General features: G+C 69.5%; 19 protein-coding genes. 11 read left to right on the top strand and 8 right to left on the bottom strand.

The annotated features are described in order from the left end of the window. The first annotated feature begins 467 nt into the window (after positions 1-467). Together OG963_RS37780 and OG963_RS37775 are read left to right on the top strand one after the other, a co-directional pair. The gene (locus OG963_RS37780; RefSeq protein WP_093778492.1) at positions 468-1901 is read left to right on the top strand and encodes an APC family permease; all 1434 of its coding nucleotides are present in this window, start codon (positions 468-470) and stop codon (positions 1899-1901) included. A gap of 87 nt (positions 1902-1988) precedes the next feature. Continuing rightward, entirely contained in the window at positions 1989-2474 is a 486-nt protein-coding gene (locus OG963_RS37775; protein ID WP_093778490.1) for an Lrp/AsnC family transcriptional regulator, read from the top strand. Between the two features lie 130 nt (positions 2475-2604). On the opposite strand, the gene OG963_RS37770 is transcribed toward OG963_RS37775, so the two are convergent. Continuing rightward, positions 2605-2826, bottom strand: a complete 222-nt coding sequence (locus OG963_RS37770; protein ID WP_256328253.1) for an AMP-binding protein — start codon at positions 2824-2826, stop codon at positions 2605-2607. On the opposite strand from OG963_RS37770, the gene OG963_RS37765 reads away from it, so the two are divergent. The 6 genes from OG963_RS37765 (at position 2807) to OG963_RS37740 (ending at position 11742) form a co-directional block, all read left to right on the top strand. After that, complete coding sequence (locus OG963_RS37765; RefSeq protein WP_218133115.1) at positions 2807-3139, top strand: hypothetical protein; 333 nt, start codon at positions 2807-2809, stop codon at positions 3137-3139. The two genes, OG963_RS37770 and OG963_RS37765, sit on opposite strands and share 20 nt — an antisense overlap. A 554-nt stretch (positions 3140-3693) precedes the next feature. Continuing rightward, positions 3694-3921, top strand: coding sequence for a hypothetical protein (locus OG963_RS37760; RefSeq protein ID WP_030925584.1), 228 nt, complete (start codon positions 3694-3696; stop codon positions 3919-3921). A 73-nt stretch (positions 3922-3994) separates the two neighbouring features. Next, a complete protein-coding gene (locus OG963_RS37755; protein WP_093929751.1) occupies positions 3995-4801 on the top strand; it encodes an HlyD family efflux transporter periplasmic adaptor subunit in 807 nt (268 codons plus the stop codon). Continuing rightward, positions 4798-7077: an NHLP family bacteriocin export ABC transporter peptidase/permease/ATPase subunit gene (locus OG963_RS37750; RefSeq protein ID WP_319740093.1), complete on the top strand. Its 2280-nt coding sequence runs from the start codon at positions 4798-4800 to the stop codon at positions 7075-7077. Before OG963_RS37755 ends, OG963_RS37750 begins: the two co-directional genes overlap by 4 nt. 1 nt (position 7078) lies before the next feature. Continuing rightward, positions 7079-9949 (top strand): NHLP bacteriocin export ABC transporter permease/ATPase subunit, encoded by a 2871-nt coding sequence (locus OG963_RS37745; RefSeq protein ID WP_093929749.1) that lies wholly within the window; start codon positions 7079-7081, stop codon positions 9947-9949. 302 nt (positions 9950-10251) lie between these two features. Continuing rightward, positions 10252-11742, top strand: a complete 1491-nt coding sequence (locus tag OG963_RS37740; RefSeq protein ID WP_093929748.1) for an MFS transporter — start codon at positions 10252-10254, stop codon at positions 11740-11742. Between the two features lie 2 nt (positions 11743-11744). Here OG963_RS37740 and OG963_RS37735 read toward each other — a convergent pair whose 3' ends face one another. From OG963_RS37735 to OG963_RS37715, 5 genes are all read right to left on the bottom strand, one after another. Then, positions 11745-13079, bottom strand: a complete 1335-nt coding sequence (locus OG963_RS37735; RefSeq protein WP_371799902.1) for an MFS transporter — start codon at positions 13077-13079, stop codon at positions 11745-11747. 363 nt (positions 13080-13442) lie between these two features. Beyond that, entirely contained in the window at positions 13443-15572 is a 2130-nt protein-coding gene (locus OG963_RS37730) for an acetate--CoA ligase family protein (RefSeq protein ID WP_371799901.1), read from the bottom strand. Then, positions 15569-15967, bottom strand: coding sequence for a Zn-ribbon domain-containing OB-fold protein (locus tag OG963_RS37725; protein ID WP_218133114.1), 399 nt, complete (start codon positions 15965-15967; stop codon positions 15569-15571). The genes OG963_RS37730 and OG963_RS37725 overlap by 4 nt, the downstream gene beginning before the upstream one ends. Positions 15968-15972: 5 nt before the next feature. After that, on the bottom strand, positions 15973-17127 hold the full coding sequence (locus tag OG963_RS37720; protein WP_093778475.1) for an acetyl-CoA acetyltransferase: 1155 nt from the start codon (positions 17125-17127) through the stop codon (positions 15973-15975). Further along, positions 17124-18296, bottom strand: a complete 1173-nt coding sequence (locus tag OG963_RS37715) for an acyl-CoA dehydrogenase family protein (protein WP_093929746.1) — start codon at positions 18294-18296, stop codon at positions 17124-17126. Before OG963_RS37715 ends, OG963_RS37720 begins: the two co-directional genes overlap by 4 nt. Positions 18297-18605: 309 nt before the next feature. Here OG963_RS37715 and OG963_RS37710 point away from each other — a divergent pair, with 309 nt between their 5' ends. Further along, the gene (locus OG963_RS37710; protein WP_030925601.1) at positions 18606-19238 is read left to right on the top strand and encodes a TetR/AcrR family transcriptional regulator; all 633 of its coding nucleotides are present in this window, start codon (positions 18606-18608) and stop codon (positions 19236-19238) included. 120 nt (positions 19239-19358) lie between these two features. After that, positions 19359-20153 (top strand): acyl-CoA thioesterase domain-containing protein, encoded by a 795-nt coding sequence (locus OG963_RS37705; protein WP_093929745.1) that lies wholly within the window; start codon positions 19359-19361, stop codon positions 20151-20153. Positions 20154-20250: 97 nt separating this feature from the next. On the opposite strand, the gene OG963_RS37700 is transcribed toward OG963_RS37705, so the two are convergent. Together OG963_RS37700 and OG963_RS37695 are read right to left on the bottom strand one after the other, a co-directional pair. Next, positions 20251-21117 (bottom strand): MaoC/PaaZ C-terminal domain-containing protein, encoded by an 867-nt coding sequence (locus OG963_RS37700; RefSeq protein ID WP_093778469.1) that lies wholly within the window; start codon positions 21115-21117, stop codon positions 20251-20253. Position 21118: 1 nt separating this feature from the next. After that, positions 21119-22042 carry an SDR family oxidoreductase gene (locus OG963_RS37695; RefSeq protein WP_093929744.1) on the bottom strand — a complete coding sequence of 308 codons (924 nt, stop codon included), beginning with the start codon at positions 22040-22042 and terminating at the stop codon, positions 21119-21121. Between the two features lie 502 nt (positions 22043-22544). On the opposite strand from OG963_RS37695, the gene OG963_RS37690 reads away from it, so the two are divergent. Continuing rightward, positions 22545-23117 carry a hypothetical protein gene (locus OG963_RS37690; protein ID WP_030925616.1) on the top strand — a complete coding sequence of 191 codons (573 nt, stop codon included), beginning with the start codon at positions 22545-22547 and terminating at the stop codon, positions 23115-23117. Positions 23118-23232 lie beyond the last annotated feature (115 nt).

Here is a 23232-nt window from a genome sequence, read left to right as displayed (position 1 = left end):
GCGAAGGCAGCCGCACCGAACACGGCACCACGCCTGCCGCCCCCGGTCCGGGCCGATGCCGTCGAGCGGGCCCACACCCCGCCCGGCTCCCCAAGAGCAAAAACCACGCAACGTGACCGGTAACACTCTGCGATTCCCGTCGCGACCGATCCACTGATCATCCCCGCCCCCACCTCCTTCGTATCACAGGTATATGTGCATGTGAACCTCGCATTCGAAGGATATGAGGGCGAATCTGGCGTCAATCTCGCCAGTCGTTAATACGGCGTCAACAAGGCCTTCATCTACGAATATCGCTAGCAGATCGCCGGAAGGCGACGAATTCCGAAGGTAATTGACGGTTGACGTGACGGATCCCACAGGTTTCGATAACGCGCCGGGAGCAGACGAAACCAACATCGCAGCAAGCCACGGAGGCGATACCGCTCCCGCGTCACCCGTCACACCCAGTCGATCGGAACCGCCCCATGACCGACATGCTCAGCCAGCCCGTCACCTCCGGCGCCGCACCGGCGGCAGCCGATCCCGGCGGCCAGGACGGCCCGCGCGCCCTCAAGCGTTCCATCGGCGTCGTCGGCGGCACGCTGCTCACCCTGTCCTGCGTGACTCCCGCCTCCACGCTCTTCGTCGTCGTGCCCGACCTGTTCGGCGACCTCGGGACCGCCACCGCGCTCACCATCGCGATCGGCTCGCTGCTCTGTATCGCCGTGGCGTTCTGCTACTCGGAGCTGGGCACGCTGATCCCCAGCGCGGGCGGCGAGTACGCCATGGTCACCACCCTGACCGGCCGGCTCGCCGGCTGGCTGGTGTTCGTGCTGTCGCTGCTGGTCGTGATGATCGTGCCGCCGGTGATCGCCATGGGCACGGCGGACTACCTCGCTCCGCTGGTCCATGTGCCGGCGGAGGCCGCCGGTGCCGGGGTGATGGTGCTCGCCACCCTGGCCGGACTGCTGGACCTACGTGCCAACGCCTGGATCACCGGCGTCTTCCTGGTGCTCGAAGTGATCGCGGCGGGCGTGGTGGCGGTGCTCGGCTTCGCCCACACCGAGCGCGGCGCCGGCAGCCTGGTGCACGGTGTGGTCGCGAGCGACGACGGGGTGTCCCGCCCGGTCACCGCGATGCTGGTGGTCTCGGGTCTGGCCATCGCGCTCTTCATCACCCAGGGTTTCTCCACCGCCGTCTACCTCTCCGAGGAGCTGGAGGACCCGCGGCGCAACGTCTCCCGTACAGTCCTCGCCACCCTCGCCATCTCGACCGCCGTCATCCTCGTCCCGGTGGTCGCGATCACCATGGGTGCTCCCGACCTCGCGGCCCTCACCTCGGGCGACATCGGCCGGATGGTCACCACGTGGAGCAACTCGGCGGTCGGTACCTTCGTCAGCCTGTGCGTCGCACTCGCGATCATCAACGCGGGCATCGTCATGGTCATCCAGAACTCCCGGGTGCTGTTCGCCTCGGCCCGTGACAAGGCGTGGCCCGAGCCGGTCAACAACGCCCTCGCCCGCCTCGGCCGCTTCGGTTCGCCGTGGGTCGCCACGCTGGTGGTGGGGGTCCCCGGCGCGGCGCTGTGTTTCGTCAACCTCGACACCCTGTACGGCGTGACCGGTGTCTCCGTGACGGGCATGTACCTGCTGGTCGCGGTCGCCGCGCTGGCAGCCCGCCGCTCCTCCCACAAGGACCTGCCCGCCTGGCGGATGCCCCTCTGGCCGGCGATGCCGGTGGCGCTGATCGCCGTACTCGTCTACATCCTCAGCCAGCAGGAGGCCCAGTACCTGCTGTGGACCGGCGGCATCATGGCGGCGGCCACCCTCTACTGGGCGTTCTACCTCCGCCCCCGCAAGGACACCCGCTGGCTGGTCACCCTCCCCGAGGACGCACTCCCCGAGAACGCCCACCTCTGAGACGAGTGGCACGACCGGACGGTGCGACGGTGGGCCATGGGTACAGTCGGAGCCCGTACCGACCGACCGGGAAGGGGCCATCGGACCATGGCGGTGGACGCACTGGACACCCGCATCCTGCGGCTGCTCATCGAGCAGCCGCGGACCAGCGTGCGCGAGTACGCGCGGATCCTCTCCATCGCCCGGGGCACCCTCCAGGCCCGGATCGACCGGCTGGAGCGCAACGGCGTGATCACCGGTACGGGTCCGGTCGTCTCCCCCGCCGCGCTCGGCCACCCGGTGCTCGCCTTCGTCCATCTGGAGGTCACCCAGGGGCATCTGGACGAAGTGGGCGAGTCCCTCGCCGCCGTCCCGGAGATCGTCGAGGCCTTCTCGACCACCGGCGGCGGGGACCTGCTGACCCGGGTCGTGGCCCGTGACAACGGGCACTTGGAGGATGTGATCCAGCAGCTGATCCAGCTGCCCGGTGTGGTCAGGACCCGTACGGAGGTGGCGCTGCGCGAGCGAGTGCCGCACCGGCTGCTGCCACTGGTCGAATCGGTGGGCCGGGCCGCGGCCGGCCCGACCGGCTGATCACCGGCTCGGCAGCTGCTTCCCCGTGAGGGCAGAGCGAGTTCTCCGGGATGGGTAGACCGAGTTCACTGCGCCGCGCGTACCACCGCCGGTCGAAGCTCGGCCATCTTGATCTTTCCGGTGGCGGCCATCAGGAACTGTCGAGGAGTTCGATCCCGGGGACCTTCTCGTCGAGGCTCCCGATGTCGCCGGTGTGCAGCCGGCCGTCACGCAGCACGGCCGCGGTGGCCGCGGTGGATTTCCAGTAGCGGGTGAGGAGGGACGGGCCGCGGACGACGATCTCGCCGGCTTCGCCGAGCGGCAGCGGCTCTCCGGTGGTGAAGTCGACGACCATGAAGTCGGCGCCGGGCAAGGGCAGTCCGCAGAAGACCGGGTCGGTCAGCAGATCGTGGACGCCGTCCTGGAACCGTGAAGACGGGCAGGAAGCAGAGCGAGACTATGCCGCCGCTGCCGCCGGGGACCGCGTCGCGGATGGCGTTGTCCGTGCAGACCATGCGGCGCTGGGTGTGTTCGCAGCCCTCGGGCATACCGGTGGTGCCGCCCCTGTATTCACGGGCGGCGAGCGCATCGAGGCCGTCGCCGATCCGGTCGAGCGGGGCGTGTTCGAGCAGCCGCTCCCAGTCGCCGACGCAGGCGAGCGCCGCCCGTTCATCGACACCTGGTGAACCACCGATGGAGCCGGGGGTGGGTCCGGGCCACCACCGTCACGAGGACGACGGTCGCGCCGCCGGCTCAGGAGGCTGTCACCTGTCCCGAGCGTCGAGGGCAGGCCCGGCTCCCCAGTCCACCGAAGGCCCTCCGTACGGGTTCGCACCATCCCGCATCGATCGGGACGTATCCGAAGCAGCGCTCCTACCTGCTGTTTTCGCCTCTCAGCTCACCTTCGGTAAACCTGCACACCTCATGCCCAGACCGGTCACCCCGGCCCACCTGGACGCCCTGGCCCGGAACAGCCGCAGGGGGGTTTGAACAGGAGTGTCCCAGTTGAAGTAAATGGACTTCCAGGCAAAGAGAATTCAGACGGTGAAGCTTGTGAAGAAGCCGCCGTCGATTCATGAACACATCTGCACGCAGCGCTAATTCATTGCATGAAGAACCCCTGATCAGTGCCGGTCCGATTAGCTGCGCACGGCGTCAACGTGCTTTGATCCTGGCCAATGCGGCGGCCACACCAAGGGGTTACCGCTATGAATTACCAAGCTGAAAGGCAGCCTTCATCATGAACCACACCCCCCAGGTCGAGACCCTCGAGATTTCCGACAACGACCTCGACAACGTGTCCGGCGGTCTCGTCGGCGGCCTGCTCGGCAACGTCACGGGCACCGTCGACTCCGTGGCCCCGGTCTCCGGCGTCGTGGGCTCGGTCACCGGCATCGTCACCTCGACCACCGGTGTGAACACCGGTGCCGTCAGCGGCCTGGCCACCGGTCTCATCGCCGGTCTCTGAGACGGCCCGTGAGCCCCGGAACCTCATGGTTCCGGGGCTCACTGCTCACATCTGACAGCGAGGGAAGAGTTCCGTGCAGTTCCGCCAACAGGCCCTTTCCAAGCTGCAGTCGCCGGAGGAACTCGACCTGCCGGTGCGCTTCGCACGCCCGCAGGGCCGGCTCGCCCTCGGCGTCACCGTGCTCGTCATGGCCGCCGCCGGCTTCTGGGCGGTGACCGGCACCGTCTCGTCCACACTCCGGGCGCCCGGCATCTTCACTCACGCGCAGGGCAGTTACATCCTGCAGAGCCCCGTCGCGGGACAGGTCACCGCCGTACTCGCCAAGGAAGGCGAGACCCTGCCCGCCGACGCACCGCTACTCAAGGTCCGTACCGAACAGGGAGACCGGGTCGTTCGCACGATCGCCGCAGGACGGGTGACCGCTCTGACGGCCTCGATCGGAGCGGTGGTCACCACCGGGGCGGACGTGGCGAGCGTGGAGCGGACCCGTGGCGCCGACGACCCCCTGATGGTGATGCTCTACGTGCCGGGCGACAGCGGCCCTGGCATCACCGTGGGTGCCTCCGTGGATCTCACCGCCCAGTCGGTGCCGGCCCAGAAGTACGGAGTGCTGCGCGGCCGGGTGGCCGCGGTCGGCAGGAACTCACAGACACCCCGGCAGATCAGTGCCTTTCTCGGCGACGGGCAACTGGGCGAGCAGTTCTCGCAGCACGGCCGGCCGGTCGCGGTTCTGGTGCGACTCGACCGGTCGTCCGCCACGGAGTCCGGCTACCGGTGGTCGTCGGCCCAGGGCCCTCCGTACGCGATCGACTCCATGACCCTGGCCACCGGCGCCGTCCACCTGGCCGACCAGCGTCCGATCGATTGGCTGCTCCCGTGACCGCACCGCGCACCTCTCCCGCCGCACCGCAACTCCCGCCTTCCGGCCGCGGCCGGCACCGGCCGGACGCACCCGGCAGCAGGCGGCGTTCGGGGCCGCGGCCCTCGGCACCGAAGGGCAAGAAGGCCAGGACCGTACGCAGCCCCACCGTGCTCCAGATGGAGGCACTGGAGTGCGGTGCTGCCTCGCTGGCCATGGTGCTCGGTCACCACGGCCGTCATGTACCGCTGGAGGAGCTGCGCATCGCCTGCGGCGTCTCGCGCGACGGATCGCGGGCCAGCAATGTTCTCAAGGCGGCGCGTAGTTACGGGCTGCAGGCCAAGGGCATGCAGATGGAACCCGCGGCCCTCGCCGAGGTGCAGGCACCGGCCATCCTCTTCTGGGAGTTCAACCACTACGTCGTGTACGACGGCATGGGCCGCCGCTTCGGACGGCGCGGCGTGCACATCAACGACCCGGACAAGGGTCGCCGTTTCGTGTCGGCCGAGGATTTCGACACCAGCTTCACCGGCGTCGTACTGGTGCTCGAGCCCGGCGACGGGTTCCGCCGCGGAGGCAGGAAGCCCGGGATCATGCGCGCCCTGCCGGCGCGGCTGCGCGGCACCTCGGGCACGATGCTGGCCGCGCTGCTCGCGAGCCTGCTGCTCGTGGCCGTCGGCGCGACGCTGCCCGCACTGAGCCGTGCGTACATCGACATGTTCCTGATCGGTGATCAGACCTCGTTGCTGAGCGTCCTGTTCGCGGCCATGGGCACCATGGTGGCGCTCACCGTCGTGCTGACCTGGCTGCAGCAGGCGAACCTGCTGCGCGGTCGCATCATCTCGTCCACGCTCAGCAGTGCCCGTTTCTTCCGGCATCTGCTCAGGCTGCCGGTCACCTTCTTCTCCCAGCGCAGCCCTGCGGATCTCGTCCAGCGACTGCAGTCCAACGATGTCGTGGCCGAGACCCTGGCCCGCGACCTCACAGCGGTCGGCGTGGACGGAGTCGTCGTCCTGCTCTATGCCGCCCTGCTGTGGATCTACGACCCGCAGTTGACGGTCATCGGCGTGGGGCTGGCGCTGCTCAACGTGGTGGCGATGCGCATCGTCGTGCGCCTGCGGGCCACCCGTGCCCAGAAGCTGCGGGCCGACAGCGCCAGGCTGACCAACACCTCGTACACCGGGTTGCAGCTGATCGAGACGATGAAGGCCACCGGCGGCGAGAACGGATACTTCCGCCGCTGGGCGGGACAGCACGCGACCACACTGGAGGAGCAGCAGCGCCTCGGTGTGCCGAGCGCCTGGCTGGGTGTTGTCGCCCCCGCGCTCGCGACCCTCAACAGCGCCCTGATTCTGTGGATCGGCGGGCTGCGGGCCGTCGACGGCCACATTTCGATCGGTCTGCTCGTCGCGTTCCAGGCGCTGGTGACCCGCTTCACGGCTCCGGTCGCACGGCTCAACTCGGTGGCGGGCCGAGTGCAGGACTTCGCCGCCGACGTGGCCCGTCTCAAGGACGTCGAGAACTTCCCGGTGGACTCGCTGTACTCGCGCCCCGAACCGGCTGCGAGCACGCGCAGGCTCAAGGGGCATGTGACGTTGGAGGAGATCACCTTCGGCTACAGCCCGCTCGACAAACCGCTGCTCACCGGCTTCTCCCTGTCCGTCGGCCCGGGACAGCAGGTGGCGCTGGTCGGTGGATCCGGCAGCGGCAAGTCGACGGTCTCCCGGCTGATCTCGGGGCTCTACAGCCCGTGGGAGGGCACGATCCGGGTGGACGGGCAACGTCTGGAGGACATTTCCCGCAGTGCCCTGGCCGCCTCGGTCTCCTTCGTCGACCAGGACATCTTCCTCTTCGAGGGCACCGTGCGGGACAACGTGGCGCTGTGGGACCCTTCGGTCCCGGACGACGCCGTCGTCGCCGCCCTGGAGGACGCCGCCCTGTACGAGGTCGTCGCCCGCCGCCCCGGCGGGATTCACAGCCGGGTGGAGCAGGACGGCCGGAACTTCTCCGGCGGGCAGCGGCAGCGTCTGGAGATCGCCCGGGCGCTTGTCCGCCGGCCGAGCATCCTCGTTCTCGACGAGGTGACCAGCGCCCTGGACGCGGAGACCGAGCAGATCATCATCGACAACCTGCGGCGGCGCGGCTGCGCCTGTGTCGTGATCGCGCACCGGCTGAGCACGGTGCGCGACAGCGACGAGATCGTGGTCCTCGACCACGGCTCCGTCGTGGAACGGGGCCGGCACGAGGACCTGGTCGCTGCCGGAGGCCCGTACGCCGAGCTGGTCAAGGAGCACTGAGGTGACATCCGTTCACCATCTCGAGGGCGCGGGCTCGCACCCGTCCCCCGCAGAGCACGACGCGGTCATCGGCGCCCTGGGAGGGCTCGGCGAACAGGTCGACTGCCACGGTCTGCGCAGGCTGTCGCTGGAGGGGCCGCAGGTGCTGTGGCTCGTCGTGGGCGGCGCCCTGGACCTGTTCGCGGTCGACGCGGCGGAACAGGGCCACTGGCACTTCCTCGGCCGGCTGGAACCCGGGACGCTGCTGCTGGGCCCCGTCGAGGGACCGCGGCACACACTGATCGGCAGGCCTCTGCAGGAGTGCGTGCTGCGCCGCATCCCGCTGCGCGAGCTGTACCGGCCGGAGTACGTGGACACGGCGGCCTACGGCGGCCAGTACCCCAGCTGGTACGACACCGGGGACACGGCTCTGAGCCTGCTGGAGCACGCCGTGGCGCTGGGCGTCGGGCGCAGCAGGCAGGTCCTGTTCGAGGCCCCGCTGGACGGCCGGACGACCGTCGACGAAACGGTGGCGGACGACGACATCCTGTGGCTGCCGGTATCTCCCGGAAGCGTGCAGTACGGCGCCGCGTACAGCGCGGAGGCGGCAGGCGATCTGCTCGTCGACGGCACGCTGTGGCAGGCCATGGTGAACCAGCAGTACCGCCTGCTGTCAGCGCTGGACCGCTGGATCGAAAGGATGGAGCTCGCACACGAGGACCGCACGGCGGCCGGCATCAAGGCCGGCGAAGCCGTCCGCGACGAGGCCGACCGGACGCTGGTCTCCTCCATCGGCCGGTCCCGGAGGGCTTCTTCGCGTGCGGCGGGCGCGAGCGACGACGCGACGTACGCCGCGTGCCGGCTCGTGGCCGAGGCGGCCGGGATCACGCTCGCGGAGCCGTCGAAGAGCGGTGTGGTGAGCGACCGGATCGATCCGGTCGAGCGTGTGGCCGTCGGCTCGCGGATCCGTACGCGCCCGGTCCGGCTCGACCGCCGCTGGTGGCGCGAGAACACCGGGCCCCTGGTGGGACACCGGGCCGCGAGCGGAGCGCCGGTCGCCCTGCTGTGGCGCCGCGGCGGGTACGACGCGGTGAACCCGGTGACCGGCCGCCGCACCCGCGTCGACGCGGCCAATGCGGAAGAGTTCGAACAGCGTGCGGTCATGTTCTACCGTCCGCTGCCGGAGCGGCCCATGGGCAAGTGGCAGCTGCTGCGGTTCAGTCTGCGCGGAACCCGGCCCGACATGCGCAACCTGGCGCTGGCGGGAGTGGTGACGGTCGCCCTCGGCGCGCTGGTGCCGATCGCGACGGGACAGGTGCTCGGCGTCTACGTACCCAACGCCGAGAACAGCCTCATCGTGCAGGTCTCGCTGGCCGTCATCGTCACGAGCATCGTCTCGGCCGTCTTCATGCTGATGCAGAACCTCACCATCCTGCGCATGGAAGGACGCATCGAGAGCACGCTCCAACCTGCCGTGTGGGACCGGTTGTTGCGACTGCCGACAAAATTCTTCACCGAGCGTTCCACGGGTGAGCTGGCGAGCGCTGCGATGGGCATCAGCGCCATCCGCAGGGTGTTGTCCGGCATCGGTCCGATCGCCGTGCAGGCGGGCACCGTCGGGGCGATGAACCTTGTCCTCCTGTTCTGTTTCAGCATCCCGCTGGCGTTCACGGCGATCGCGATGCTGATCGTCATAGCCGTGGTGTTCCTCACCATGGGGCTGTGGGAGCTGCGGTGGCAGCGCCGGCTGGTCGAGCTCGGCAACAAGCTCAACAACCAGGCGTTCCAGACACTGCGGGGACTGCCCAAACTGCGGGTCGCCGCGGCGGAGAGCTTCGCTTACGCGGCGTGGGCGGGAGAGTTCGCGCGGAGCCGCGAACTGCAGCAGCGCGCGGGCCGGATCAAGAATCTGACGACCGTCCTCAACGCGGTGTATCTGCCGCTGTGTTCGTTGGCCATGTTCGTTCTGCTGGCGGGCCCGGCCCGCGGGTCGATGTCGGCCGGGGCGTTCCTGACCTTCAACACGTCCGTGACCATGCTGCTGACGTCCATCACCCAGCTCACGGGTGCCTTCGTCTCCGCTGCCGCGGTCCTGCCCATGTTCGAGCAGATCAAGCCGGTGCTCGACGAAGCCCCCGAGGTACGCGGAGCCAGCACCCAGCCGGGCGTCCTGTCCGGGGAGATCGAGGCACGCAATCTCTCCTTCCGGTACACCGATGACGGTCCGCTCGTCCTGGACGATGTGTCCCTGCAGGTGCGCCCCGGCGAGTTCGTGGCGATCGTCGGCCCCAGCGGCTGCGGCAAGTCGACGCTGCTGAGGCTGCTCATCGGCTTCGACAAACCGGTGTCGGGCAGTGTGCTCTACGACGGCCAGGACCTGGCCTCCCTCGACCAGGCGGCCGTGCGCCGCAGCTGCGGGGTCGTCCTGCAGAACGCCCAGCCCTTCACCGGATCGATCCTGGACTGCATCTGCGGCGCCGAGGTCTTCACCCAGGAAGAGGCCTGGGAAGCCGCCGCGATGGCGGGCCTGGCCGAGGACATCAAGCGCATGCCGATGGGTCTGCACACCATGATCGCCGGTGGCGGCTCCATCTCCGGCGGCCAGCGCCAGCGCCTGATGATCGCCCAGGCCCTGGTGCGGCGTCCGCGCATCCTGTTCTTCGACGAGGCCACCAGTGCGCTCGACAACGAGACACAGCGCATCGTGATCGAAAGCACCCGCTCGCTGAACGCCACACGCGTGGTGATCGCCCATCGGCTCTCCACGGTCCTGGACGCCGACCGGGTGATCGTCATGTCGGACGGCCGTGTCGTCCAGCAGGGACCGCCCGCCGAACTTCTCGCGGACACCAACGGCCGGCTCCACGAGCTGGTCCGGCGTCAGATGCGCTGAACTTCGCCCTGGGTCGCGTCCCACAGATCGCGCCCGGCGCCCGACGGGATCTGTCCGACACGGCTCAGGGTTTCCGAAGCTCTTCGCCGCAGCCTCGGTAACCCCGCATCCTGCGGCTCGACGTGGGCCACGAAAGGTCCCACCCTGCCGCCGCCCCGCCCACCGCCCCGGTCGGCGGGCGTCACGGTGCGCTCGAGCCGCAAGGACCCGGCCCCGGTCCTTGCCGGGTTCCTTCATGACACCCAGAACCGAATGGAGTTCTAGTATTCTGATTTACAATTCGCATCCTGGGAGGAGCGCCCATGTCCGGATCCGACGAGGAGGCCCAACTCCGTTACGCCTGGCGCGCGTTGTCGGTCGTCAGTCTGGCGAGCATCCTGACGGCGCTGGGCAGTAGCTCATTGAATGTCGCATTACCGCAGGTGGTGCGACATTTCGATGCGAGCGCCACCGCTGCGAACTGGATCCTGCTGTCGTTCATGCTGACCAATACCGGACTGATGGTGGCGTTCGGCCGGTTGGCGGACATGTTCGGGCGGCGCACCATGTATCTGCTCGGCCTGGCCACCTACACCGGAGCCAGTCTGCTGCTGGGCTTCGCGCCCGGCGTGTGGTACCTGATCGGCCTGCGTGCGGTGCAGGCCGCCGGCGGTGCGATGTTGCTGACCAACAGTGCGGCCCTGCTCGCCGACGCGTTCCCGCAGCGTCATCTGGGGCGCGGCATGGGTGTCTACATCGCTTCGTTCTCCGTCGCCCAGCTGGTGGGACCGACCCTGGGCGGCTTTCTGACGGACCGTTTCGGCTGGCAGTGGGTGTTCTGGTACAACGTGCCGATCGGGCTGGGGTGTCTGACCTGGGGTGCGGTCGCGCTGCGCAAGGTGGGCGGCCGTGCGCGCGAGAGCGGCATCGACGCGACGGGCAATCTGCTCGTGCTGATCAGCCTCGGAAGCCTGCTGTTCGGATTGTCGCAGGTCGGTGAGAGCGGTTGGACCGATCCCGCGGTCGTCGCCTGCCTGACCCTGTGCGCCCTGCTGGTACCGCTGTTCGTGATGGTCGAGCGACGCAGCCCGCACCCGGTCATGGACGTGACGCTGTTCCGGGACCCGCCTTTCGCCCTCGGCCTGCTCACCTCGTTCCTCAACTCGGTGGCGCGGATGGCGGTGGTGCTGTTGATCGCCTTGTTCTATCAGGCAGTGCACGGCGAGTCCCCGGTGTCGGCCGGATTGAAGGTGCTGCCACTGTCGGTGGCCGCAATGATCGCCTCGGCGTGTTCGGGGATGCTGCACGCAAGACTGGCGCCGCGCACGATCGCGCTGCTGGGCACCTCCACCGGCACCGCGGGCCTGCTCCTCCTGCTGCTGAACATGTCGGCGGACACCGGCTACCCACCGATCGCCTGCGCGCTGGTCCTCATCGGCGCCGGATCGGGAATGTTCATGCCGGCCAACACCACGGCCCTGCTGGACGGGGTTTCGTCCCGGCGCATCGGCATCGTCAACGCGATGCGCCTGATGGTGCAGAACACCGGTGTCGTGGTGAGCACGGCTCTGGCCATGTCGCTCGTGACCAGTCCACTGCCGGCCGGCCTTCGGCAGTACGTCTTCGCCGGCACGATCGCCGATGTCTCCTCGCACGGGGTCATGCAACTGGTCACCGGATATCGGCTGGCCCTGCTGGTCATGACGGGGATCTCCGCGCTGTCGGTGATCGCCTCACTCGGCCGGCACCGGGCGACGGGCGTCACCACCGGAGGCATCCGGCCGAGCGAGGAACCGGTCGGCAAGGCGCCGTGATCTCAGTCCGCCGCGCCCGTGCCCGTGCTCGCGGTCGGCGCCAGCACGGGCATCACCTCGGTGCCCGTACGCCGCCACGGCCCGTGGAACAGCAGCACCGCCGGGATGAACAGCACCGTGCAGCACATTGCGATGATCATCCAGGTGTGCCAGCTGCTGCTCTCCACCACCCGCGGCACGGCGAACAGGGCCAGGACCGCCGCACCCTTGGAGACGAATCCGAACAGGCCCCAGGCACTGCCCTGCAGCCGCGGATCGATGTCTTCGGCGTCCTCGGAGAAGTTCGCCATCCACGGCCCGTACGCGACGCCCAGTGCGCCGCCCAGCAGCGCGCCGGTGAGCATCAGATGGATTTGGGAAACGTCCTGACGGCCCATCAACATCACCAGATATCCCGTGATCGCGACTGCCGCGGCAGTCCCGGCCACACAGATCGGCTTGCGCAGCTGCAACCGGTCCGAGATCCGGCCGCTCACCACGACGGTGAGCAGATTGAGCACCCAGAAGACCGACATGATCCCCGACGCCTTGGCCGCTCCGAGGCCGAAGGAGTGCGCGAGCATGGTCGGACCGTACAGGGAGAGCGTCAGGTAAAGGATCAGCCACAGTCCGATGCCGACGACATGCGCCCAGATGGTGCGGTGTGTGAGCAGGTCACGGGCCCGGGGCGCCGTGCCACGGCCGTCCGGTGTGAACGCCTGCCGTTCGGTCTGCTGGATACGCGCGCGCAACTGCGGCGACAGGTCGGCGATGTTGAACGCGATCATGAGGGATACCACGAGTGATATCGCGGCCATGATGACGAACTGGGACCGCCAGGAGTCGTGGAAGAGCGGCAGAGTGGCGCTCGCGACAGCGGCAGCAAGGAAGTTGGCCCCCACAGGCCCCCAGGTCCAGAATCCGAACGCCTGCGCGCGGCCCATCCGCGGTGAGAAGTCACGAACCAGCGGGGCGGTGCCGGCCATGGCCATTCCGTCGATGACGGACAGTGCGATGCGGGCCAGCATCAGTTGCGTCGGTGAGTGGACCGCGGTCATGACCAGGCAACAGACGGTCGTCAGCAGCATGAGCGGGATGAGCAGGCGCACCCGGCCCAGGTTGTCGGTGAGCCGCCCGCCGAGGACCGAGGCGAGCGCACCGGCGACGGTTGCCAGCGCGGACACGGTGCCGTAGGTGGCCAGGGACATGTGCAGGTCCTTGAGGAGCAGCGGAACCACGGGAGCGATCTGCCCCTCGTAGGACCCGATCAGGACGGCAAGGACGGCCATGGTGAGGATCCGCATCCGGCGCCCGCCGGTCGGGTATTCGTCGAGTTCGCGTACGTAGGAGAGCTTCATCGCTCTGACCTTTCTGCGAGTGGATTTCCGGCTGGTTCCACCGGCGCCGCCCCGTGGTCGCAGGCGGAGCCGCGGAACAGAATTTCCCTCTGTGATGCGATTTCCATCGATATCGGACTGCCGTGCCGGGGCCAGGGAGGTGCACGTCTCCCGGCTGCATCCCGGGGCCGTGGTCCTGCCTGTAGGCGGAGGGCGCAGGCCGCGCTCCGTCGGAACCGGACGGCACCGCTCGCGCCCCGGCCCGTATCGACGGTCCGGAGAACAGGGCAGGCGGCTACCTGCCGGACCCCGGTAAGGCGAAGGCCGCCACGGTCGCAGCAGGCGACCGCGGCGGCCTTCGGACAGGTGCCGCAGGTGTGCGGCTCAGCTCCAGGTGATCAGCGCGTCCAGCGCCTCGACCCGACTCCCTTGAACGAGAAGGGGGTTGACCTCCAGTGACTCGAGACCGGGTCCCAGGCCGGCCGCGAGTCCGGCGATACGGGCAATGACCTCGGCGACCCTGTCGAGGTCCGCGGGTTCGGTGCCGCGTGCGCCGTCCAGCAGCCGGGCGCCACGCAGTTCGCCGAGGGCCCGGCGTATGTCGTCGGCGCCGACCGGCAACAGGCGCAGCACCGAGTCGCGCAGTACCTCGACCCACACGCCGCCGAGGCCGACCGCCATGGTCAGCCCCCACGCGGGGTCACGGACCACGCCGACGAGCAGTTCCACTCCGCCGCTGCGCTGCGGCTGCACCAGGGTCCCGATGCCCGCGAGTCCGCGCTCCCGCAGGACGGCACATACCTCGCGGTGGGCCCGGCGCACTTCGTCGGCTCCTCCCAGTCCCAGCCGGACCCCGCCGATGTCGCTCTTGTGACCGAGGCCGTCGGCAACTGCCTTGAGCACCACGGGGTATCCGAATTGTTCCGCCGCCACCACCGCCTCGTCCTCCGTTGCGGCCGGGGCGGAAGGCACGACCGGGATGCCGTTGTCGCCGAGCAGCTGCGAAGCCCGGTACTCCGTCCACACCCCGGAGGTCGGGCCGTGCACCACCGGCCGGGGGCCCGCCGCAGGCCCCACCGGGCCGGCGGCGGCCCGGGGCAGGTCCCGGGACCAGCGCACGGCCGCGCCGATCGCCGTCACCGCATGCTCGATCCCGCCGGCCACATACGGAAAGCCGGTCTCCTCCTGTACATGTCGGCCGAATTCGGTGATGTCGGTGAGGATGTTGCTGGCCACCATCACCGGGCGGCTCGCGTCGCGGATGCGCTGCGCGGTGGCTCCGAAGTGCAGGAGTGTCAGAGCCGGATCGGCCGGCACCACCCGGGGAAGGTCGGACAGCAGCATGACCGCGTCGATGCCCGGGTCGTCGGCGACGACCTCCAGCGCGCGGCCGAGCAGGGTCCGGTCCACCACCACGTACCCGGTGACGTCCAGGGGGTTCTGCACGGTCGCGAAGCCGGGCAGGATCTCCTTCAGTCGCGCCACCGTCTCCGGTGCGAAGGGGGGCAGCTCGAGCCCCTCCTGCTCGGCCCGGTCGGCGATGACCTCGCAGGCCCCGCCCGAGGGTGTCACCACGCCGATCCGCGGACCGTCGATCCGGCCGACCTGGGCCAGCAGCCCGGACGTGATGATCAGGTCCTCGAGCGAACTGACCCGGACCACACCCAGCTGCCCGAACGCGGCGTCGATCACGCGATCGTCCCCCACCAGTGCCCCGGTGTGGGCCTGCGCGGTGTGCGAGGCGATCTTGCTCGACCCGATCTTGAGCGCCACGATCGGTTTGCCGGCCCGAGCGGCGCGGCGGGCGGCGCGGGCGAACCGTTCCGGGTGACGCACGGACTCCAGGAACAGTGCGATCACCTTGGTCGCCGGGTCGTCCACCAGGTAGTCGATGACGTCGGTGACCGACACCATCGTCTCGTTGCCCATGGAAGTGAGCAGGCTCAGCCCCACGTTCCGTGCCTGCGCGAAGGAGAGTATGGAGCTGGCCAGGGCACCGCTCTGCAGCACCACCCCCACCGGGCCGCCGAGCAGCGGCGCCGGGATCGGGAGCCCGTAGGGGGTCGTCCCCGCCGTGGCGTTGATGTAGCCGTTGCCATTGGGGCCCAGTACGGTCAGCCGGTTCTCGCGTGCGAAGTCGAGGATCTCCTCCTCCCTGCGCCTGCCCTCCGGGCCCGTCTCGCCGAAGCCCGCGGTGAGCACCACATAACTCCGGATGCCCAGACCGGCACCTTCCCGAAGTACCGGGAGCACAGCGGCTGTCGGCACCATGACGTAGGCCATGTCGACCGGCTCGCCGATGTCCGAGAGGCTGCGATGGGCGTGCTGTCCGTGCACCACCTCGGTGCGTGGATTGACCAGATGGACACGTCCTGAGAAGCCGTGGTTGCGCAGGTTGTCGAACGTGGCCAGCGACCATCCCGACTTGTCGGTGGCGCCGACCAGGGCGATGGACTTCGGGGCGAACAGCGCGCGCATGGCCTCGGCACCCGCTTGCGTGGTGGGCGCGCTCATATCGCCTCCACCACCCGGAAGCACGGCAGCTCCGGAGAATCGTCGCCACCCAGGCGGGTGATCTCCAGCTCGACGCGGTCGCCGATGCGTACCCGGTCCCCGCCGACGATCCTGGACATCATCCGCACGCCCTCGTCGAGGTCGATCAGCGCAACCGTGTAAGGAGGCTCCCCGGCGGACGGGCTGAAGGCGCGGTGCGCGACGGTGTACGAGTAGACGGTGCCGGTTCCCGGCGAAGTGAACCACTCCAAGCGGTCACCGAAGCAGTGCGGGCAGAGCGCCCTCGGATAGAACACCGCACGGCCGCAGTCGCCGCAACGCTGCAGGCGCAGCTCTCCCGCGGCTATGCCGTCCCAGAACGGCCTCGTCTCGACATCCGGAGCAAGGTCCGCCACGCTGATCAACTCCTTCCGAGTACGACGGTCGAGGTGGACGACAGCACGCCGCCGGTCCCGTGCACCAGGGCCAGTCCGGCACCGTCGACCTGGCGGCGCGGGTCGCCGGCGAAGTCGTGCCGCAGTTGCCGGGTCGCCTCGATGAGCAGGAAGATCCCGTACATACCGGGGTGCGTGTAGGACAGACCGCCGCCGTTGGTGTTCATCGGCACCGGTCCACCGGGGGCGGTACGCCCGTGGGCGACGAAGTCCCCGGCCTCCCCCGGTTTGCAGAACCCCAGTGACTCCAGGGTCAGCAGGACTGTGATGGTGAAGGAGTCGTAGATCTCCAGCAGGTCGAGGTCGTCGTGCGTCACGTCGGCCATCTTCATCGCCGTCGGTCCCGAGCGGGCAGCACCGGTGACGGTCAGGTCCGGCATCTGGGCGATGCTGCTGTGCGTGGTGGTCTCGCCGTGGCCGAGCACGACGACCGGACGGGTGTCCACGTCGGGCCAGCGGTCCTCGGCCGCCACGACCACCGCGCCGCCACCGTCGGTGACCAGGCAGCAGTCCAGCAGGTGCAGCGGATCGCTGATCATCGGCGAGGCGAGCACGTCGTCGACCGTGATCGGGTGACGGTGGTACGCGTCCGGGTTGAGTGCCGCCCACTGCCGTGCGCTCACCGCCACTTCGGCCAGCTGTTCGCTGGTCGCACCGTACTGGTGGAGGTAGCGGTTGGCCGCCAGCGCGTAGGCGCCGACCGGCTGCGGCAGCCCGTAGGGCCGGTCGAACTGCTCGGTGAGCGACGCGGGTGGCCGTGGGGCGTTGCGTGAGCGGTTGCTGCGCTGGGTGCTGCCGTAGGTGATCAGAGCGACGTCGATCACCCCGGCTTCGATGGCCGCCGCCGCGTGGCCGAGGTGGGCCTCGAAGGACGATCCGCCGATGTTGGTGCCGTCCAGGTAGTCCGGCTGGAGTCCCAGATACTCGGCCAGCGTCAGCGCGGGTGCCCAGGACCAGTTTCCGGCCACGAACAGGGCGTCCACGTCCTGGGGGCCCAGCCCGGCCTCGGCCAGCGCCCCCCGGCTCGCCCTTGCCTGTTGGGACAGCACGGTCAGGTGCGGGGTCCTGCCCACCTCCGACTCGGCCACCCCGACGATCGCCGCGCGCCTGCGGGCCCTCATTCGCCGATCCCACCCAGCCGCACATGGCCCTTGAGCAGGTTGCGGGCGATGGTGCGGCGCTGGATCTCGTCGGTGCCCTCGAAGATCCGCAGCAGTCGCAACTCCCGGTACCAGCGCTCGATCGGCAGTTCCTTGGTGTACCCCATCCCGCCATGGATCTGCAGCACACGATCCACGACCTGGTTGGCCATGAGCGCGCCGTTGAGCTTGGCGATGGAGGAGGCGTGGCGCGCGTCCATGCCCTGCTGGACGCGCCAAGCCGCGTACAGCGTGAGCCACTTCGTGGACTCGATCTCCACCTGCGAGTCCGCGATCTGCCACTGGATCGCCTGGTACTCGGCGATCGGGTTGCCCATGGACGTCCGGATCTTGGCGTAGTCGATCGCCATCTGCAGCATCCGCTCGGCGGAACCGATCGCACGGGCCGGGATCATGTAACGGCCCTGGCCGATCCACCGCAGCGCCAGCGCGAAACCGTGGCCGACCTCGCCGAGTACGTTCTCGTCGGGAACACGCACGTCGTCGAAGACGAGTGCCGCCGGACCCCACTGGCCCATCGTGGGGATCGGTTCGGACTTCCAGCCCATGTCCCGGTCGACGAGGAAGCAGGTCACTCCGCCGTCCGCACCCTTGTCCGGGTCGGTGACGGCGAACACCATCACGAAGTCGGCCTCGTTGCCGCCGGTGATGAAGGTCTTCTCCCCGTTGATCACCCAGTCGCCGCCGTCGCGCATCGCGCGGGTACGGATGTTGCGTGCGTCGGATCCGGCTCCCGGCTCGGTGATCGCGAAACAGGACCGCCGCTCACCCTCGATCGTCGGGATGAGGTAGCGCTGCTTCTGCTCGTCGTTGCAGCTGTAGAGGATGTTGTCCGCCGAGCCGCCGAAGCTGAAGGGAACGTACGTCCTGCCGGTCTCCATCGCCAGGATCGCGGACATGACGGCGCCCAGGTTCATCCCGCCGTACTCCTCGGGCGTGTTCATTCCCCAGAAGCCCGCCCGGCGGGCCTTGGCCCGCAGCTCGGCCAGGACATCCAGGGCGATCGCGGGAACGCCCGCCCGTTCGTTGCGCAGCACCTCCTGTTCCAGCGGCATCACCTCCTTGGAGATGAACGCGCGGACCGTGTCCCGGATCTGACGTTCCTCGACACTGAGGGAGAAATCGACCATCGAGCGGTGTCCTTTCCTTCTCAGGACGCGCGGGTGACCACCCGGGGTCCTTTTCTAGAACGGAACTCTAGGAATTGGCTCAGCCTGCGCCCGGCCGGACGAGCGTGTCAAGACGCCTGCCGCAAGCCGGTTCACGCACAACCGGCCGCCCTTGGCGGTAACTTGCGAATCGGCGCCACCACGGCCGACGCCACCGATCATGGAAGACTCACGAAACGTCGACGAAACATCCCCGACGGCAATTCTAAGATTGGATTCGGTACGGTGGACCGCGTCGATGCCCGTCAACGAAGGCAAGGAGGGGATCCCATGGCACGAAGCGCGAGCAGCGCCGCGGCCGGCGGGAACGCCTGGCAGTGGAGCCGCACAGCGGAGACCCGCCGGGTGTTGCTCAACGCCGCGCGTGAGGTGTTCTGCGAACAGGGCTTCGCCGAGGCGAGCATCGCAGGGGTGGTGGAACGGGCCGGGTCCAGCGTGGGCAGCCTCTACCACCACTTCGGCGGGAAGACCGAGCTCTTCCTCGCCCTGTGGGAGGAACACCAGGCCGCCCATGAGCAGAACGCGGTGACAGCGGTCGCCGCGGCCCGGGCCGCGGGCGAGGGTGAGGACCCGCTCGACCTGTTCGTCGTGGGCGCCCGCGCATTTCTCGAGGGCTCCTGGCAGCGCCGCGATCTGGCCAGGCTGTTCATGGACGGCGACGGGCCACCGGGCTTCGAGCTGGTCCGGCGCACCCGCAGCCGGGAATGGGTCCGGCAGAACGCCGTGCTGCTCGGCGCCGGCATCGACTCGGTCGACCGGCTCACGGTGGCGGTGCTGACCACGATCATCGGCGAGGCGGGACGAGAGATCGCGACGTGCCCGAACAAGCGCCAGGCCAACAAGATCACCGAAGCCGCGATCGTGCTGATCCGCCGACTCGGCTCACCCGGCCAGGACACCTGACCGGCGGCCGGAGCATCGGGACCGCACGGCCACCGGCCGGCCGGTGCACCGGCATCCCGGCGGCGCACAGCCCGGCACATCGACATGTCGACACATCGGTTCCCCAGGAAGGAAACGCCCGTGGCCCAGGCCGAACAGCAGGAGGCCTTCTTCACCGGTGCCGGAGACGAGTTCGTCCCCGCCCCCCACGCACGCAGCTGGTGGGCGCCCGGCATGATGCACGGCAGGCTGCTCGGCGCACTGGCAGCCCGGGCCCTGGAGCGTGAACACGCCGCCGAAGGGCTGCACTTCACCCGACTGACCGTCGATCTGTTCCGCAACGCGCCGATGGCTCCGGTGCGGGTGGAGACCCTCCGGGTACGCGACGGCCGTCGCATCCGGGTCGTCGATGCGACCGTGCACGGCGCCGACGGCGTCGTCGCGCGGGCCGGCGCCGTGCTGCTGCGCCGCAGCGAACAGCCGCCGGGCCATGTCCCCGCCACACCGCCCTGGGACGCACCCGCGCCTGAGGAACTTCCCGCACCGCGCGAAGGAGCCTGGACGGTCTGGAAGTTCGACGAGCACAACACGCCTGTGCGGGACGGCGGGCAGGGAACGGGCAGACGCCGGGCCTGGCTGCGGGAATCGTGCGAACTGGTCGCCGGCGAGTCGCTTTCGCCGTTCGTACGGGCGGCGCTCGCCGCCGACACGGCAAGTCCACTCGCCCATGCCGGCGACGCCGGACTGCAGTTCATCAATGCCGACTACACCCTGTGCCTGAGCAGACTGCCGCTCAGCGACGCCATCGGGCTGGAGTCCACCGCCCACAGCAGCGAGGACGGGGTCGCCGTCGGGCACTGCACACTGCACGACACCGCGGGCCCGATCGGCTACTGCATGACCACCGCGGTGGCCAACCCCAGGGCCGGCACCTGACCGGTGTCCGGCGGACCGCGATCGGGGGCGACACCGACCAGGGCCGCCCCGTCTCCGCGCACGGCGTCCGACGGCGTCACCCCGGAGCGACGGCCCGTCAGGCGCCAGGGCCGCCCGCCCCGCGGACGGCGGCCCGTCCACGGTCGATCACGACTGTTCCGTCGGCCTTGGTGGTACGGAACTGTGCGGTGTCACCGTCCCTCCAGATGGACACGGTCAACGACTCGCCGGGATGGACCGGCCTGCTGAACCGGCCCGACATGGAGACGAACCGGGACGGTTCCGATTCCGCCAACGTGTGCAACAGGGCGCGTCCGGTCACCCCGTAGGTGCACAGGCCGTGCAGGATCGGACGCTCGAATCCGGCTTTCGCGGCAAACGCGGGATCGGAGTGCAGTGGATTGCGGTCACCGGAAAGCCGGTACAGCAGTGCCTGTTCCGGTCGGGTCGGGCAGGTGATCCGGTGGTCCGGTGCACGAACGGGCTCCGGCCAGCTGTCACGCGGCCCCCGGTCCCCGCCGAAGCCACCCTCCCCTCGGATGAAGACGGCACTGCGCGAGGTGACCACCGGATCACCCGTGCCGGGATCCACCGCCACCGCCTCGCTGGTCACCAGCGCACCGGATCCCTTGTCGTACATGCCGGTGATCTTCGAGGTGACCCGCACGGTCCCCGCCGGCGGCAGGGGACGGTGCAGTTCGAAGGACTGCTCCGCGTGTACGAGCATCGCCGGGTCGAACTCGCCGATGCTCCGGCCCCGGCCCCCCTGCGCGGCCAGCACGGCGAACGTCGGCAGAACCTGCTGGCCGATGCCGTGCGAGTTCTCCGTGGTGAAGGCCAGTTCCCGCAGCGGGTCGTCCTGCCCGGCTCCGACCCCGACCGCGTAGAGCAGGGTGTCCTTGGAGGTCCAGGACCGCTCGACCGGTGGGGACTCGATGCCGATCACACTGTGGTCGAGGGGCACGTCAGCGGTCCTCCCCCGGCGCGCGGCCGTTCTGCAGCGCGTTCGGACGGGCCTTGTCGACCAACGCCGGTATCGCCCTGTCGAGTTGGGACTGTTCCCAGCGTGATTCGTTTTCGGCGGCCGGCCCGGCGTGCCAGCCCTCCGCGACGCTGATCAGTCCGCCGCGCACGTTGAAGACCCGACCGGTGATGCCCCGCGCCGCGGGACCGGCCAGCCAGACGACCAGCGGAGCTATGTTCTCCGGTGCCGACGGGTCGAAGGTGCCGGGCTCCACCACGGTACGGTCGGACCGCAGCCCCTCCGTCATACGGGTGAGCGCCGCCGGTGCCACGGCGTTCACCGCGACGCCGTAGCGCTCCAGCTCCAGGGAGGCGATCACGGTCAGCCCCGCGATCCCCGCCTTGGCCGCTCCGTAGTTCGCCTGTCCCGGGTTGCCGTAGATGCCCGACGAGGACGTCGTGTTGATGACCCGGGCATCGACCTGCACCCCGGCCTTCGCCTGCGACCGCCAATAGGCCGCCGCATGCCGCAAGGGACCGAACGTACCGCGCAGGTGCACCCTGATCACCGCGTCCCACTCCTCGGCGCTCATGTTCACCAGCATCCGGTCGCGCAAGATGCCGGCATTGTTGACCAGGACGTTCAGGTCACCGAAGTGCCTGATCGCGGACTCCACCAGCCTGCGAGCGCCTTCGAAGTCGGACACGTCGTCGCCGTTGGCGACGGCCTCACCGCCGGCCTCGCGGATCTGCGTCACGACATCACCCGCGGGTCCGGACGAGGAACCGGTTCCATCGACCTCCGCGCCCAGATCGTTGACGACCACTTTCGCGCCCTGCCGGGCGAACTCCAGCGCGTGCCCGCGTCCGATCCCGCGTGCCGCCCCCGTGACAACCACGACCCGGCCCTCCACGACGCCACCCATACGCCTCTCCCGTCCGCAACTCCGCGCCGGCCCGCGCTTCGGCGAGCCGGCCAATCATAGAATCACTTTCTAAAAAGCGTCTCGGTGCGGTAGTCGGATGTCAACCCTCCTGCATGCGCGGCCACTCCGGACGTTCGGCCTTCGGCCATGCCGTCCCCCGTCCGTCCGGCTCCCGGCGTCAGCCCTGTTCGCGCTCCGGAGCCGGCACATGTACCCGATCGACGTCCAGCCGGAATCTGAGCCTGCGGATCATCGCGCCGGTGCCACGGCCTACGACGTGCGCCACCACCGCGACCCGCTGGTTCCGGAGCACGCGCCCCACAGGTGGGCGGGCCCCGCCGGTCCCGCCCGATCCCCGCGAGCTCCTTGCGCCGACCGGCCGCGTCTTCACTCGCCATTCGCCCCGGCTGCCGTCAGGCACGCGTCAGGACCTGCGGCACCGGCATCAGCACTTCGTCAAGACACGATGACCGTCCGACTCGCCGTCCTTAGCCTCAGCGCCATGGAACGACGCATCACCCGCGCGGTGCCCGACGCCCACTCCGGCCGTCGAGGCCGCGTCCTGCCTCCCCCGGGCACGACGGCGCACGACGAGGACTGGGTCGGCCACGTGCGCTTCGCGGTCGGCTGCGCGGCCGCGCTCCTGGGGCTCCTGCTGGCAGTCGACGCGGCCGCCGGCCGGCTCACCTGGCTGCGCGTCCTGCTGTGGACGGCTCTCGCCACGACGCTGTTCGTGGTGCTGGTGCCACCACGGGTCCGCGCGGGCGCCGGGTGGCTCTCCTCCCGCGGCCTCCTGCGCGCTCACACGGTGCGTACGGACCGACTGGTCTCCGTCCGCTGGTCGGACGGCGTCGCGCAACGTCTGGTGCTCCGGGACGCCGACGGCTGCCGGGTCGAGGTCGATCCGAGGGTGTTCGTCGCCAACCCGGCACTGTGGCACCGGCTGGACCAGGACACCCGCGCCTGCGTCGAGCACGGGACGATGCTCTGCGGGGTGACCGCGCTGCGGCAGCTCGCGGAGCGCATCGACCGCCGGACGGCCCAGACGGTCTTCCAGGTGTCCGGCCTGGAGTAGCGGCGCTCCCCGGCCGGTCGCATCTCTTCCCCCCGACCCCTCTGCGGTCCCGCCGGGATGGACGCTCTACGGTGTCGCTGCAGCCACCTGGCTGGGGGTGAGGGGCACGAGGGGA

It is taken from the genome of Streptomyces sp. NBC_01707, from assembly GCF_041438805.1.
Taxonomy (GTDB): domain Bacteria; phylum Actinomycetota; class Actinomycetes; order Streptomycetales; family Streptomycetaceae; genus Streptomyces.
Note: the sequence above shows the minus strand (reverse complement) of the source record. Positions and strands in the feature narration are given on the sequence as shown.

What these genes read in the sequence shown, in the direction of transcription:
- OG963_RS37740 (WP_093929748.1), top strand. Translation starts at nt 10,252, where the DNA reads ATGTCCGGATCCGACGAGGAGGCCCAACTCCGTTACGCCTGGCGCGCG.
- OG963_RS37720 (WP_093778475.1), bottom strand. Translation starts at nt 17,127, where the DNA reads ATGAGGGCCCGCAGGCGCGCGGCGATCGTCGGGGTGGCCGAGTCGGAG.
- OG963_RS37775 (WP_093778490.1), top strand. Translation starts at nt 1,989, where the DNA reads ATGGCGGTGGACGCACTGGACACCCGCATCCTGCGGCTGCTCATCGAG.
- OG963_RS37780 (WP_093778492.1), top strand. Translation starts at nt 468, where the DNA reads ATGACCGACATGCTCAGCCAGCCCGTCACCTCCGGCGCCGCACCGGCG.
- OG963_RS37735 (WP_371799902.1), bottom strand. Translation starts at nt 13,079, where the DNA reads ATGAAGCTCTCCTACGTACGCGAACTCGACGAATACCCGACCGGCGGG.
- OG963_RS37690 (WP_030925616.1), top strand. Translation starts at nt 22,545, where the DNA reads ATGGAACGACGCATCACCCGCGCGGTGCCCGACGCCCACTCCGGCCGT.
- OG963_RS37765 (WP_218133115.1), top strand. Translation starts at nt 2,807, where the DNA reads ATGAAGTCGGCGCCGGGCAAGGGCAGTCCGCAGAAGACCGGGTCGGTC.
- OG963_RS37760 (WP_030925584.1), top strand. Translation starts at nt 3,694, where the DNA reads ATGAACCACACCCCCCAGGTCGAGACCCTCGAGATTTCCGACAACGAC.
- OG963_RS37695 (WP_093929744.1), bottom strand. Translation starts at nt 22,042, where the DNA reads ATGGGTGGCGTCGTGGAGGGCCGGGTCGTGGTTGTCACGGGGGCGGCA.
- OG963_RS37710 (WP_030925601.1), top strand. Translation starts at nt 18,606, where the DNA reads ATGGCACGAAGCGCGAGCAGCGCCGCGGCCGGCGGGAACGCCTGGCAG.
- OG963_RS37715 (WP_093929746.1), bottom strand. Translation starts at nt 18,296, where the DNA reads ATGGTCGATTTCTCCCTCAGTGTCGAGGAACGTCAGATCCGGGACACG.
- OG963_RS37730 (WP_371799901.1), bottom strand. Translation starts at nt 15,572, where the DNA reads ATGAGCGCGCCCACCACGCAAGCGGGTGCCGAGGCCATGCGCGCGCTG.